Genomic DNA, 13,358 nt, shown 5'->3' on the forward strand with positions numbered 1-13,358 from the left:
GGAACCGATGCGCGGCGGGCCCACGGGCGGCCGGCCGGCGGGCGGACCGGGCACGGCGGTCCCCCGGCCCGGCGCCGAACGACGCCCCGGCGGCACGCCGAAGGCCGTCTGGATCGTCTGGGCCCTCCTGGGTCTCAACACGCTCGGCTCCGCCGGGGCGAAGACCATCGTGAGGCTGCCCCGCTCCCTCATCCAGATGGCCACCATGGGCGCGCTGGTCTCCGCGTTCGCGCTGGCCCTCGCGCTCAACCTCCGGCTGCGCATCCGCGCCAACGCCTTCCTGTTCCTGCTCAGCCTGCTGCTGGTGCCGAGCCTCATCTCCAGCCTGCACCTGGAGGTCGGGGTCGGCGCGCTGTTCCGCTGCACCCGGCTGGCCCTCTTCGTCGGTACCCTGTGGCTGCTCAGCCGCTGGTGGACCGGCAGCCTGATGCTCGTCCGGACCCACATCCGGATGTACTTCGCGGTGCTCGTGTCGGTGGCCGCCGGCCTGGTCATCTCCCCGGGCACCGCCATGCCCGAGTACTACGGCGGGCGCCTGGTCGGCGCGCTGTGGCCGCTCACCCCGCCGCAGATCGGACAGTACTCCGCGGTGATCATCGGGCTCACCGTGCTGCTCCTGCTGGACCGCCGGACCACCGGGACCGGCGCGGCGGTGGTCATCGTGCCGACGCTCGTCCTGCTCGCGATGACCCACACCCGGACGGCCACGGTCGGCCTGCTCGTCGGGCTGGCGCTGGCGATCGGCTCGCTCGTCCTGACCAGCGCCGCCGCCCGCCGGTTCTTCGCCTGGGCGGTGGTGTGCGCCACGGTGGCCGCGGTGGCGTTCTCCTCCGCGCTGCAGGCGTGGTTCATGCGCGGGCAGAGCAAGGAGAACTTCTCCAACCTCACCGGCCGGGCCAAGGTCTGGGACGCCCTGCTGACGGCGCCCCGGACGCTCCCGGAGCGGGTGTTCGGCACGGGTCTGGGCGACAAGTCGTTCGGCGGGCTGCCCATCGACAACAGCTGGCTGGCCGTCTACAACGAGCAGGGCCAGCTCGGCATCGTCCTCGTGGCGGCGATCCTCCTCTCCCTGGGCGGGATCGCGCTGCTGCGCCCGCCCTCGCTGCCGAGGGCCTGCGCGATCTTCCTCATCAGCTACGTCGCGATGTCGTCGTACACCGAGGCCGGGCTCGGCGACGCCTCGCCCTACCTGCTCCACCTGGCCCTGGCCGCGTCGCTGCTCACGACACCGGCCGCGGCCCCACCCTTGACGGCGCCCGCGGTACCGCGGCGACGCATCCCCCGCTGGGACCGGAACCGGGAGGTGACCTGACCATGCACGTCCTCGTGGTGCACAACCGCTACTCCTCGGCGCAGCCGAGCGGCGAGAACAGGGTCGTCGACGAGGAGGTGGGGCTGCTGCGCGCGGCCGGCCACCGGGTCGACGTGTTCGAGCGGCGCAGCGACGAGATCGCCGCGCGGTCCCTGCTCGGGAAGGCCGCGGTGCCGCTCCTCGTGCCGTGGAACCCGGCGGTCCGCACGGAGCTCTCCGCCCGGCTCCGCACCGATCGGCCGGACGTGGTGCACGTCCACAACGTCTTCCCGCTCCTGTCGCCGGCGGTGGTCGCCGCCTGCGCCGACGCCGGTGTGCCCGTCGTCGCCACCCTGCACAACTACACCCAGGTCTGCCCGCCCGGCACGCTGCACCGGGACGGCGGGGCGTGCACGGAGTGCGTCGGCACGCGGGCCTCGCTGCCCGCCGTCCGGCACGGCTGCTACCGGAACTCCCGGCTCGCGACGGTGCCGCTCGCGGTCAGCCTGGCGGCCAACCGGCGGCGCTGGTGGTCCGGCGTGGAGCGGTTCTTCTGCATCTCCGCGGCGCAGCGCGACATCCTGGTGCGGTCCGGCATGCCGGCCGAACGGCTGGTGGTGAAGCACAACTTCGTGCCCGACCCCGGCACCGGCCGGGCGGACACCGGCGAGCACCTGCTCTTCCTCGGCCGGCTGACGGAGTCCAAGGGCGTGCGGCTGCTCATGGCCGCGTGGGACGCGCTCGCCGCGGAGGGCGGGGTCGGCGTGCCGCTCGTGCTCGCCGGCGCGGGGCCGCTGGAGGCCGAGGTGACGGCGTGGGCGGCGGGCCGGGCCGACGTGCGCTACGCCGGCCTGTACGACCCGGCCCAGTGCCGGCAGGCCGTCGCGCGGTCGGTCGCGGTGGTGGCTCCGTCGATGTCCATGGAGACGTTCGGCCTGGTGGTCGCCGAGGCGATGGCGGCGGGGGTCCCGGCCGTCGCCGCCGGTCACGGCGCCTTCGTCGAGCTCGTGCAGGACGGGCTGACCGGGTTGCTGCACCGGCCGGGGGACGCGGGCTCGCTCGCGTCCTGCCTTCGCCGGGTCACGGCCGATCCGGCCGGCAACCGGGAGATGGGCCGGACGGCCCGGCACCGTTACGACCAGGCGTTCAGTCCGGCGGTCGGACTGGAGCGCCTGGTGGAGGAGTACCGCGCCGCGATCGCGGGGCGGGCCGGCGGCGCGGACGGCGCGCCGCCGGTGGTGAGGACGAACGCTGGCTCGCGGCGGGACACCCGCGCGAGCAGGAAATGGGGGCAGTAGATGACACGATGCCGACTCTGCGGCTCGACGGCGCTGGGGAGCGTCGTCGACCTGGGGGCGACCCCGCCGTGCGAGAGCTTCCTCGCCGCGGACCAGTTGGACCGGCCGGAACCGACGTACCCGCTGCACCTGCGGGTCTGCACGGACTGCTGGCTCGCGCAGATCCCTCCGCTGATCACGCCGGAGGAGACGTTCACGCAGTACGCGTACTTCTCCTCGTACTCGACCTCCTGGGTGGAGCACGCGCGCACCTTCGTCGCCGAGGCCGTGCCGCGGCTGGGCCTCGGCCCCGACTCCTTCGTGGTCGAGGTCGCGAGCAACGACGGGTACCTGCTCCGCCACGTGGTGGACCGGGGCATCCGCTGCCTCGGCGTCGAGCCGTCGGTGAACGTCGGTGCCGCGGCGCGGGACGCGGGCGTGCCCACGCTCACGGAGTTCCTGGACCCGGCCACCGGTGCGGCCGTCCGTGCCGAGCACGGCCCGGCGGACCTGGTCGTCGCCAACAACGTGTACGCGCACATCCCCGACGTGGTCGGGTTCACCCGGGGCCTGCGCGCCCTGGTCGCCGACGACGGCTGGGTCTCCGTCGAGGTGCAGCACCTGCTGACCCTGATCGAGGAGAACCAGTACGACACGATCTACCACGAGCACTTCCAGTACTACACGGTCGCGTCCGCGGCCCGGGCGCTGGAGAGCGGCGGACTCACGCTCGTGGACGTCGAGTTGCTGCCCACGCACGGCGGCTCCATCCGGCTGTGGGCCCGGCCGGCCGAGGTGGCCGGCGAGCCGAGCCGGCGGGTGGCCGACGTGCTGGACCGGGAGAAGGCCGCGGGGCTGCGGGAGCTGTCCGGGTACACCGAGTTCTCCGCCCGGGTGGCGAAGGTGCGCAGGGACCTCCTGCGCTTCCTCGTCGAGGCGGCCGAGCGTGGCGAGACGGTCGTCGGCTACGGCGCCCCGGGCAAGGGCAACACCCTGCTGAACCACTGCGGTATCCGGCCCGACCTGCTCCCGTACACGGTCGACCGGAACCCCTACAAGCACGGCAGGTTCACCCCGGGCACCCGCATCCCGATCCTGCCGCCCGAGCAGATCGCCACCGACCGGCCGGACTACGTCCTCGTCCTCCCGTGGAACCTGCGGGACGAGCTGGTCGAGCAGTTGTCCTTCGTGCACGCCTGGGGCGGCCGGCTGGTCTTCCCCATCCCGGAACTCAGCATTGTCGAGGTCAAGCCGTGAAGGTCGTCCTGTTCTGCGGCGGTTACGGGCTGCGCATGCGCAGCGGAGCCTCCGACGACGTGCCCAAGCCGATGGCGATGGTCGGCCCGCGGCCGCTCATCTGGCACGTGATGCGCTACTACGCGTACTTCGGGCACACCGAGTTCATCCTGTGCCTCGGGTACGGGGCCCACCACATCAAGGACTTCTTCCTCAACTACGAGGAGACGACGTCCAACGACTTCGTGCTGCGGGGCGGGCAGACCGAGCTGCTGTCCACCGACATCGCCTCCTGGACGATCACGTTCGCCCAGACGGGCATCGAGTCGCCGATCGGCGAGCGGCTGCGCCGGGTGCGGCACCACCTGGACGGCGACGAGATGTTCCTCGCCAACTACGCCGACGTGCTCACCGACGCCCCGCTGCCGGAGATGATCGACTCGTTCTCCCGGCGTGACGCCGGTGCGTCGATGATGGTGGTGCCGCCGCAGTCCTCGTTCCACTGCGTGGAGCTGGGCGAGGGCGGCCTGGTGGGGGGCATCACCGCGGTGAGCGAACTGCCGCTGTGGGAGAACGGTGGCTACTTCGTGCTCCGTCAGGAGGTCTTCGACCACATCCCGGAGAACGGGGACCTGGTCGCCGACGGCTGCACCCAACTGGCCAAGCGCGGCCGGCTGGTGGCCCACCAGCACCGCGGCTTCTGGAAGCCGACCGACACGGTGAAGGAGCGGGCCGCGCTGGACCTCGCCTACTCCCGGGGCGACCGCCCGTGGGCCGTGTGGGAGCGGGACGCCGCGGGGGCGGGCGGCGGCGGGACCGGCGGCGGCACCGCCGGCGCGGCGAGGACCGCGTGATCCGGCTCGGGTCCGGGCGCCCGGACCGGGTCGTCGCGGTGGGGGCGCACTGCGACGACATCGCCATCGGCGCCGGCGGCACGCTGCTGACGGTGTGCCGCGCGCGGCCGGGCCTGCGGGTCGACGCGCTGGTGCTCTCCGGCGGTGGCGGCGAGCGGGAGCAGGAGGAACGGGACGCGCTCGCCGCCTTCTGCCCGGACGCCGACCTGCGCCTGACCGTGCTCAAGCTGCCGGACGGCCGGCTGCCCGCGCACTGGGACGAGGCCAAGGCCGCGGTCGAGGAGCTGCGCGGGCGGAGCGAGCCGGACCTGGTCCTCGCACCGCGCACCGAGGACGCGCACCAGGACCACCGCGGCCTGGCGCGGCTGGTGACCACCGCGTTCCGCGACCACCTCGTGCTCGGCTACGAGATCGTCAAGTGGGACGCCGACCTCGGCCGTCCCACGGCCTACCAGCCGCTCTCCCCGGAGGTCGCCGAGGAGAAGGTGCGGCTGCTGCAGGAGCACTACCCGTCGCAACGGCACCGGCCCTGGTACGACCGGGAGGCCTTCCTGGGGCTGGCGCGGATCCGCGGCATCGAATGCCACGAGCGCTACGCCGAGGCGTTCGCCGTCACCAAGCTCACTCTCAATCTGGGGGGATGAACCATGCGCGTACTGCTGACCGGACACCAGGGCTACCTGGGCACCGTGATGGCCCCGGTCCTCGCGGCCGCCGGGCACGACGTCGTCGGGCTGGACGCGGGCCTGTTCGCGGACTCGGTCCTCGGCCCGACGCCCGCCGACCCGCCGGGTCACCGGGTGGACCTGCGTGACGTCACGGCCGACCACGTGGCCGGGGTGGACGCCGTGATCCACCTGGCCGCACTGTCCAACGACCCGCTGGGCTCGCTGGCGCCGGACCTCACCTACGACATCAACCACCACGCCTCCGTGCGGCTGGCCCGGCTGGCCCGCGACGCCGGGGTGCGGCGCTTCCTGTACGCGTCGACCTGCTCGGTCTACGGTGCCGCCGGCGGCGACGACCTGGTCACCGAGGACGCCCCGCTGCGCCCGGTGACCCCGTACGCGGAGTCCAAGGTGCGGGTGGAGGACGACCTGCACGCGCTGGCCGACGACGACTTCAGCCCGGTGTACCTGCGCAACGCCACCGCCTTCGGCTACTCGCCCCGGCTGCGCGCCGACATCGTGCTGAACAACCTGGTGGGCCACGCGCTCCTGTCCGGCGAGGTGCTGGTGCTCTCCGACGGCACGCCCTGGCGCCCGCTGGTGCACGCCGCCGACATCGCGCGGGCCTTCGCGGCCTCGCTGGTGGCGCCGCGGGAGGCGGTGCACGACCGGGCGTTCAACATCGGCAGCGAGACCAACAACGTCACCGTCGCCGAGATCGCCGAACAGGTCGCCGAGGCGGTGTCCGGCGCGAAGGTGGTGATCACCGGGGAGAACGGTGCCGACCCGCGGTCCTACCGGGTGGACTTCTCCCGGTTCCGCGCCGCGCTGCCCGGCTTCGACTGCGAGTGGACGGTGAAGCGGGGGGCGCTCGAACTCGCCGACGCCTACCAGAAGTTCGGTCTGACCCGGGACGACTTCGAGCGACGCTTCACCCGGCTGGCCGTGCTGCGCGCGGCAGCCGACGCCGGCACCGTCGACGACACCCTGCGGTGGCGCCGATGACCACGGCGGGCGACCGGATGCACGCGCTGGTGGAGCGGCTGTACCCGATCTGCCGGAGCATCACCGGCGACGGCGTGCGCGCCACCCTGGACATCGTCGGCGAGTACCTCCCGCTGCAGGTGCACGAGGTACCGACCGGGACACGGGTGCTCGACTGGACGGTGCCGCAGGAGTGGAACATCCGGGACGCGTACATCGCCGACGCCACCGGCCGCCGGGTCGTCGACTTCGCCGCGTCCAACCTGCACGTGCTCGGCTACAGCGTCCCGGTGGCGGCGACCGTGCCGCTCGCCGAGCTGCGCGAACACCTGCACACGCTGCCCGACCACCCGACCTGGGTGCCGTACCGCACCAGCTACTACACGCCGCAATGGGGGTTCTGCCTGGCCCAGGAGACCTTGGACGCGATGCCGGACGGCGAGTACGAGGTGCGCGTCGACTCCACGCTCGCGGACGGCCACCTCACCTACGCCGAGCACGTCGTCCCCGGGCAGGTCACCGACGAGGTGATCGTCTCCTGCCACGTCTGCCACCCGTCGCTGGCGAACGACAACATGGCCGGCGTCGCGGTGGCGATCTTCCTGGCCCGGGAGCTGGCGGAGCGGACGCCGTACTACACCTACCGGTTCATCTTCGCGCCCGGCACCATCGGGGCGATCACCTGGCTGGCCCGCAACGCGGAGCGGGTGGAACGCGTCAAGCACGGGCTGGTGCTGGCCTGCGCCGGCGACCGGGGCAAGCTGACGTACAAGCAGAGCCGGCGCGGCGACGCGGAGATCGACCGGGTCCTGCGGCACGTCCTGGCCGCGACCGAACGACCCCACCAGGTCAACGGGTTCACGCCGTACGGCTACGACGAGCGGCAGTACTGCTCGCCCGGGTTCGACCTCGGCGTGGGCTCGCTCAGCCGGACCCCGTACGCCGGGTACCCCGAGTACCACACCTCGGCGGACAACCCGGACTTCGTCTCCCCGGAGGCGCTGGAGGACACCCTCGCGGTCTGCCGCGAGGCGTTCTCCGTCCTCGACCGCAACCGGCGGTACCTCAACCTCAGCCCGTACGGCGAACCGCACCTGGGCCGGCGCGGGTTGTACGACTCGCTCGGCGGCCGCAGCGACGCCAAGCAGGCCCAGCTGGCCATGCTCTGGGTGCTCAGCCTCTCCGACGGCGAGCAGAGTCTGCTGGACGTCGCCGAGCGGTCCGGGCTGCCGTTCGACACCGTCGCCGCCGCGGCCGACGCCCTGCACGGCGCCGGGCTGATCAAGGCATGACGCCGATGACCGCCGAGGGGACGGAGACGACGGCGCCGCCGGGCCCGCCGGGGCGGGCCGCCGGCCGGGGCATCGCCGGCCGGCTGTCCTGGGGGCTGGCCGACCAGGCGGTCTCCAGCATGACCAACTTCGCGGTGGGCGCCTTCGTGGCCCGCTCGCTGGGGGTGACGGCGTTCGGCGTGTTCAGCCTCGCCTGGCTGACCTACGGCCTGGTGCTCAACGTCGCCCGCGGGCTGGCCACGGACCCGCTCGTGGTGCGGTTCAGCGGCGTACCGGAGGCGGTCTGGCGGGCGGCGGCGGCCCGGTCGTCGGGGACGGCGCTCGTCATCGGCTCCTCCCTCGGCGCCGTGTGCCTGCTCACCGGGCTCGGCCTCGGCGGTCGGATCGGGCCCGCGTTCGTCTGCCTCGGCGCCGCCCTGCCGGCGCTGCTGCTCCAGGACTCCCGGCGGTTCGCGTTCTTCGCCGCCGGCGCGGGGCGGAAGGCGTTCACCAACGACCTGGTGCAGGCCGTCGCGCTCGTCCCGGCCATGGTCGTGGCGGCGCGCGTGAACACCGTGGCCGCCTTCCTGCTGGCCTGGGGCGCCGCCGCCGCGGTGGCCGCCGGGTACGGCTTCCTCCAGTCCGGCATCCGGCCCCGGGTGACCGCGGCCCGCGGGTGGCTCCGCGAGCAACGCGACCTCGGTACCCGGTACCTGGCCGAGAACGTCAGCCTCAGCGCCGCCGGCCAGCTCCGGGCGTACGGGCTGGGCGCGATCGTCGGGGTCGGTGCGGTGGGGACGGTCCGGGGCGCCGAGCTCCTGCTCGGCCCCTTCCTCGCCCTGCTGATGGGGCTGTCCCTGGTCACCGTGGCGGAGGCGGCCCGGGTACTGCGGCAGGCACCGCACCGGCTCGGCGGGTTCTGCCTCCGGCTGGGCGGCGGCCAGGCCGTCGCGGCGCTGCTGTGGGGCGCCGCCCTGCTGCTGATGCCCGACCGGATCGGCGAGCTCGTCCTCGGCGACGTCTGGCACGCGTCCTCCGAGCTCATCGTGCCGGCCACCCTCGGCGTCGCCGGCGCCGGCCTCGGCAGCGGCGCGGCGGCCGGGCTGCGCGCGCTCGCCGCGGCCCGGCGCAGCCTGCGCTGCCAGCTGTTCGCCTCCGCCTGCTACCTCGGCGGCGGGCTCGGCGGAGCCGCCCTGGCCGGCACCGCCGGCTCCGCCTGGGGCGTCGCCACCGCGACCGCCTGCGGCTCGGCCGTGTGGTGGTGGCAGCTGAGGGCCGCCCTGCACGAGCACCACCGAGCCCCCACCCCCGAAGTAGAGGACGACACCCCCGAAGTGAGGACTCCATGACCGCCGTACCCCGGTTGAGTATCGGGCTGCCCGTCTACAACGGTGAGGAGTACCTCGCCGAGTCCCTCGACGCCCTGCTCGGCCAGACCTACGAGGACTTCGAGCTGATCATCTCCGACAACGCCTCGACCGACGCGACGCAGGACATCTGCCGCCGCTACGCCGCGCGGGACTCCCGCATCCGCTACCTCCGGCTGCCCCGGAACATCGGCGCCTCGCCGAACCACAACCACGTGTTCACCGAGTGCCGCGGCGAGCTGTTCAAGTGGGCCTCGCACGACGACCTGTACGCCCGGGACCTGCTGCTGCGCTGCGTGGAGGCGCTGGACGAGCGGCCGGACGTGATCCTCGTGCACGCCGACCAGGCGGTCATCGACGGCGACGGCCGGGTGAAGGTCCCCTACGAGTACGGGCTCGCCACCGCCTCCCCGCACGCGCCGGAGCGCTTCCGCAGCATGCTGTTCGAACCCGGCGGCGACGACTTCTACGGCGTGATCCGGGCCGACGTCCTGCGCCGGGTCAAGCCGCTCGACAGCTACCACCACGCGGACCGCACGTTCGTCGCCGAGATCGGCCTGCGCGGGCGCTTCCACCAGGTGCCGGAGCTGCTGTACTTCCGCCGCGACCACCCCACCCGCGCCGAGCGGGCGAACCCCTCCAAGCGCTCCCGGTGCGTCAACCTGGACCCGCGCCGGGCCGGACCGCTGCACCCGACGCCCCGGCTGCTCGCCGAGTACGTCTGGGGCTTCGTCGCGACGATCCGGCGGGTGCCGCTCTCCCCGGCCGACCGGCGCGCGTGCTACGGCCACCTCGCCGCCTGGGCGACCAGCCGGGCCCGGCCGGGCGCCGGCGAGCGGGTCGAGGACCGCGCCCCGGTCGACCCGGACCGGCTCGCCGTCTCCGTGGACGCCGTCGTCGCCGGCCGCGAGGGGCGGCGGCCATGACGTCCGCGGCCGAAGGCCCGGTGCGGGTCGGGGTGTTCGGGCTGCTCGGCTCCGGCAACCTCGGCAACGACGGGTCGCTGGAGGCCGTGCTCGGGTACCTGCGCGCCGCGCACCCGGACGCGGTCGTGGACGCGCTGTGCGGCGGGCCCGAGGCCGTGACGGCCCGGTTCGGGATCCCCGCGACCAGGCTGCACTGGAACCGCGGCGAGTACCGGACCGCGTCGCGGGCGGGCTCGATCGCGGCGAAGGGCGCGGGCAAACTCGTCGACGCCGTCCGCACCGCCGCCTGGGTGCGCCGGCACGACGTGGTGATCGTGCCGGGCATGGGCGTCCTGGAGGCCACCCTTCCGCTGCGGCCGTGGGGCTTCCCGTACGCGCTGTTCCTGCTCTGCGCGAGCGGCCGGCTGCTGCGCACCCGGGTCGCGCTGGTCAGCGTCGGCGCGGCCGAGATCCGCAGCCGGCCGACCCGGGCCCTGGTGCGCTGGTCGGCGCGGCTGGCCGCGTACCGGTCGTACCGGGACGCCCCGTCGCGCGACGCGATGCGGGCGATGGGCGTGGACACCGGCCGGGACGAGGTCTACCCGGACCTCGCCTTCTCCCTGCCGGCGCCGTCGTCGGCCGCGCCCGACGACGGCGCACCGGGCCCGGTCTGCGTCGGCGTCATGGCCTTCCACGGCGGGAACGACGACCGCGCCCGGGCGGAGGAGATCCACCGGCGCTACCTCGACGGGACGACCCGCTTCGTCCGCGCGCTGGTCGAGGACGGCAGACGGGTCCGGCTGCTCATGGGCGACGACGTCGACAGGCCGGTGGTCGCCGCGATCCTCGACGCGGTGGACTCGCCGCTGCTCACCGCCGCCTCGCCGGCCTCACTGGCCGACCTGATGAGGGAGACGGCCGCCGCCGACACCGTGGTGGCGACCAGGTACCACAACCTGATCTGCGCGCTGAAGGCCGGCACGCCGACGCTCGCCCTGAGCTACGCGGCGAAGAGCGAGGCGCTGATGGCCCGGATGGGGCTCGACGAGTACTGCCACCCGGCCCGCGAGGTCGACGCCGACCGGCTGATCGAGCAGTTCCGGGCGCTGGAGAAGCAGTCGCCGGAGCTGCGGCGGACCCTCGCCGAGCGGAACCTGACCGCCCGCCGGGAACTGGAACAGCAGTTCAGCGCCCTGACGGCGGCCCTCTTCCCGGCGGCCGGCCACGCCCGCTCCCGTTCCGACGCCCCTGACCCGTTCCACGCCGAGAACCACGCCCACGACCAGAACCGTACCCACGCACACGACCACACCCACGACCACGCACCACGGGAGGCTCCATGAAGGCGACCGAAGTCCCGGCGATCGCCGGCGCGTACCTTTTCGAACCGACGCCGTACGCCGACGAACGCGGCTTCTTCTGCCGGACGTTCGACGCCGAGGTGGTCCGCTCGGTCGGCCTCGACCCGGCCGCCTTCGTCCAGCACAGCGTGTCCCGCTCGGTCCGCGGCGTGCTGCGCGGCCTGCACCTGCGCTCCGGCGCCGGTGAGGCCAAGCTGGTGCGCTGCTCCTACGGGAAGGTCTTCGACGTCGTCGTGGACCTGCGCCCGGATTCGCCGACCTACCGCAACCAGGCCTTCTTCGAGCTGAGCGGCGAGACGCAGGTGAGCGTGTACATCCCGGCGGGGTGCGCCCACGGGTTCCAGGCCCTGACCGACACCGCCGACGTCTCGTACCGGATCGACCGCCCGCACGATCCGGCCGAGGACGTGACGATCGCCTTCGACGACGTGGAACTCGCCGTCCCCTGGCCGCTGCCCGCCGTGTCGGTGTCCGAGCGGGACCGGAAGGCGCCGAGCCTCGCCGAGGTCCTGCGGCACGAGGGGCGGTCGGCGTGAGCACCGAGCAGAGCCAGGACGGCCGGGGTGCGCGGGGCTCCTCGGGCCCGCAGGACGCCGACGGGTTCAGCCTGCCGCGGTCGCGGACGGCGAACGAGAGGCTGCACGCCGTGGTCCCCGGGGGCGCGCACACCTACGCCAAGGGCGACGACCAGTACCCCGAGAACCTGGCCCCGGTCATCAGCCACGGCCGCGGTGCCCACGTGTGGGACGTCGACGGCAACCGCTACGTCGAGTACGGCTCCGGCCTGCGGTCGGTCAGCCTCGGCCACGCCCACCCGCGCGTGCTGGAGGCGGTGCGGCGGGAACTCGACCGCGGCAGCAACTTCGTCCGGCCGTCCGTCCTGGAGGTCGAGGCCGCGGAGCACTTCCTGGCCACGGTGCCGACCGCCGAGATGGTGAAGTTCGCGAAGAACGGCTCCGACGCCACCACCGCCGCCGTGCGACTCGCCCGCGCCGTCACCGGGCGCCCGCGGGTGGCCCTCTGCGGCGACCATCCGTTCTTCTCCGTCGACGACTGGTTCATCGGCACCACACCGATGTCCGCCGGTGTCCCGGCCGCGACCACCGAGCTCACCGTGGCGTTCCCCTACGGGGACCTGGCCGCCACGGAGGAGCTGCTCACCCGGTACCCGAACGAGATCGCCTGTCTGATCCTCGAACCCGCCGGCCACACCGAACCGCCGCCCGGGTACCTCGCCGGCCTGCGCGAGCTGGCCGACCGGCACGGCTGCGTCCTGGTCTTCGACGAGATGATCACCGGCTTCCGCTGGTCCGAGGCGGGCGCCCAGGGCCTGTACGGCGTCGTCCCCGACCTCTCCACGTTCGGCAAGGCCCTGGGCAACGGGTTCGCCGTCTCCGCCCTGGCCGGACGCCGCGACCTGATGGAGCGGGGCGGGCTGCGTCACTCCGGCGACCGGGTGTTCCTCCTGTCCACCACGCACGGCGCGGAAACGCACGCGCTGGCCGCCGCGATGGCCGTGCAGACCACCTACGTCGAGGAGGGCATCACCGCTCGGCTGCACGCGCTCGGCGAGCGGTTGGCCGCCGGTGTCCGCGAGGCCGCCGCGGGTGCGGGCGTCGGCGACCACCTCGTCCTCCGGGGCCGGGCCAGCAACCTGGTCTTCGCCACCCTCGACGAGGACCGGCAGCCGTCGCAGCAGTACCGCACCCTGTTCCTGAGCCGGCTCCTCGCGGGCGGGGTGCTGGCGCCGTCGTTCGTGGTGAGCAGCGCGCTCGACGACGCCGACATCGACCGCACCGTCGACGTGGTGGCGGGGGCCTGTGCCGTGTACCGGAAGGCGCTGGACGCCGGCGACCCCACCCCCTGGTTCGCCGGGCGGCCGGTGAAGCCCGTGTTCCGGCGCCTGGTGTGACGGGACGTCACGTCTCGGGCAGCGACGTGACGTGACGTCGGTTCCGCCTCCGCAGGGCGACCTCGGCCACCCGGTCGACCGCCCACGCGGTCGCCGGTACCACCGCCAGCGCGGTGCACCAGCCGCCGAGGGCGTCGGCCGCCGAGCAGGAACCACTGCACCGGAGCGAGGTCCAGCCGGCTGCGCCACAGCAGAGGCAGCATCCCGGCCGCCTTGAGGTGGTGGTTCAGCA

General features: G+C 73.9%; 12 protein-coding genes. All 12 read left to right on the top strand.

Annotated features, from left to right (window positions below; all coding sequences use genetic code 11):
* The first annotated feature begins 7 nt into the window (after positions 1 to 7).
* The 12 genes from ABZY91_RS10010 (at position 8) to ABZY91_RS10065 (ending at position 13,126) form a co-directional block, all read left to right on the top strand.
* A complete protein-coding gene (locus ABZY91_RS10010; RefSeq protein ID WP_329881668.1) occupies positions 8 to 1,312 on the top strand; it encodes an O-antigen ligase domain-containing protein in 1,305 nt (434 codons plus the stop codon).
* Positions 1,313 to 1,314: 2 nt separating this feature from the next.
* Positions 1,315 to 2,589, top strand: coding sequence for a glycosyltransferase (locus ABZY91_RS10015; RefSeq protein WP_355401227.1), 1,275 nt, complete (start codon positions 1,315 to 1,317; stop codon positions 2,587 to 2,589).
* The gene (locus ABZY91_RS10020; RefSeq protein ID WP_355401229.1) at positions 2,590 to 3,825 is read left to right on the top strand and encodes a class I SAM-dependent methyltransferase; all 1,236 of its coding nucleotides are present in this window, start codon (positions 2,590 to 2,592) and stop codon (positions 3,823 to 3,825) included.
* Complete coding sequence (locus tag ABZY91_RS10025; protein WP_355401231.1) at positions 3,822 to 4,658, top strand: glucose-1-phosphate cytidylyltransferase; 837 nt, start codon at positions 3,822 to 3,824, stop codon at positions 4,656 to 4,658. The genes ABZY91_RS10020 and ABZY91_RS10025 overlap by 4 nt, the downstream gene beginning before the upstream one ends.
* Positions 4,655 to 5,302, top strand: coding sequence for a PIG-L family deacetylase (locus tag ABZY91_RS10030; protein ID WP_329881634.1), 648 nt, complete (start codon positions 4,655 to 4,657; stop codon positions 5,300 to 5,302). The genes ABZY91_RS10025 and ABZY91_RS10030 overlap by 4 nt, the downstream gene beginning before the upstream one ends.
* 3 nt (positions 5,303 to 5,305) lie before the next feature.
* Positions 5,306 to 6,331: an SDR family oxidoreductase gene (locus ABZY91_RS10035; RefSeq protein WP_329952860.1), complete on the top strand. Its 1,026-nt coding sequence runs from the start codon at positions 5,306 to 5,308 to the stop codon at positions 6,329 to 6,331.
* Positions 6,319 to 7,602, top strand: coding sequence for a DUF4910 domain-containing protein (locus tag ABZY91_RS10040; RefSeq protein ID WP_355401233.1), 1,284 nt, complete (start codon positions 6,319 to 6,321; stop codon positions 7,600 to 7,602). The genes ABZY91_RS10035 and ABZY91_RS10040 overlap by 13 nt, the downstream gene beginning before the upstream one ends.
* 5 nt (positions 7,603 to 7,607) lie before the next feature.
* Positions 7,608 to 8,930, top strand: coding sequence for a hypothetical protein (locus tag ABZY91_RS10045; RefSeq protein WP_329881667.1), 1,323 nt, complete (start codon positions 7,608 to 7,610; stop codon positions 8,928 to 8,930).
* Positions 8,927 to 9,874: a glycosyltransferase family 2 protein gene (locus tag ABZY91_RS10050; protein ID WP_355401235.1), complete on the top strand. Its 948-nt coding sequence runs from the start codon at positions 8,927 to 8,929 to the stop codon at positions 9,872 to 9,874. The genes ABZY91_RS10045 and ABZY91_RS10050 overlap by 4 nt, the downstream gene beginning before the upstream one ends.
* Positions 9,871 to 11,196 carry a polysaccharide pyruvyl transferase family protein gene (locus ABZY91_RS10055; RefSeq protein WP_355401237.1) on the top strand — a complete coding sequence of 442 codons (1,326 nt, stop codon included), beginning with the start codon at positions 9,871 to 9,873 and terminating at the stop codon, positions 11,194 to 11,196. The genes ABZY91_RS10050 and ABZY91_RS10055 overlap by 4 nt, the downstream gene beginning before the upstream one ends.
* Positions 11,193 to 11,750, top strand: coding sequence for a dTDP-4-dehydrorhamnose 3,5-epimerase (rfbC, locus tag ABZY91_RS10060; RefSeq protein WP_329881629.1), 558 nt, complete (start codon positions 11,193 to 11,195; stop codon positions 11,748 to 11,750). The genes ABZY91_RS10055 and rfbC overlap by 4 nt, the downstream gene beginning before the upstream one ends.
* 71 nt (positions 11,751 to 11,821) lie before the next feature.
* Entirely contained in the window at positions 11,822 to 13,126 is a 1,305-nt protein-coding gene (locus ABZY91_RS10065; RefSeq protein WP_355401242.1) for a glutamate-1-semialdehyde 2,1-aminomutase, read from the top strand.
* The last annotated feature ends 232 nt before the right edge of the window (positions 13,127 to 13,358 follow it).

Origin of the sequence: Kitasatospora sp. NPDC002965, assembly GCF_040611255.1 — a bacterium.
GTDB lineage: Bacteria > Actinomycetota > Actinomycetes > Streptomycetales > Streptomycetaceae > Kitasatospora.

What these genes read in the sequence shown, in the direction of transcription:
- ABZY91_RS10020 (WP_355401229.1), top strand. Translation starts at nt 2,590, where the DNA reads ATGACACGATGCCGACTCTGCGGCTCGACGGCGCTGGGGAGCGTCGTC.
- ABZY91_RS10045 (WP_329881667.1), top strand. Translation starts at nt 7,608, where the DNA reads ATGACCGCCGAGGGGACGGAGACGACGGCGCCGCCGGGCCCGCCGGGG.
- rfbC (WP_329881629.1), top strand. Translation starts at nt 11,193, where the DNA reads ATGAAGGCGACCGAAGTCCCGGCGATCGCCGGCGCGTACCTTTTCGAA.
- ABZY91_RS10010 (WP_329881668.1), top strand. Translation starts at nt 8, where the DNA reads ATGCGCGGCGGGCCCACGGGCGGCCGGCCGGCGGGCGGACCGGGCACG.
- ABZY91_RS10055 (WP_355401237.1), top strand. Translation starts at nt 9,871, where the DNA reads ATGACGTCCGCGGCCGAAGGCCCGGTGCGGGTCGGGGTGTTCGGGCTG.
- ABZY91_RS10035 (WP_329952860.1), top strand. Translation starts at nt 5,306, where the DNA reads ATGCGCGTACTGCTGACCGGACACCAGGGCTACCTGGGCACCGTGATG.
- ABZY91_RS10015 (WP_355401227.1), top strand. Translation starts at nt 1,315, where the DNA reads ATGCACGTCCTCGTGGTGCACAACCGCTACTCCTCGGCGCAGCCGAGC.
- ABZY91_RS10050 (WP_355401235.1), top strand. Translation starts at nt 8,927, where the DNA reads ATGACCGCCGTACCCCGGTTGAGTATCGGGCTGCCCGTCTACAACGGT.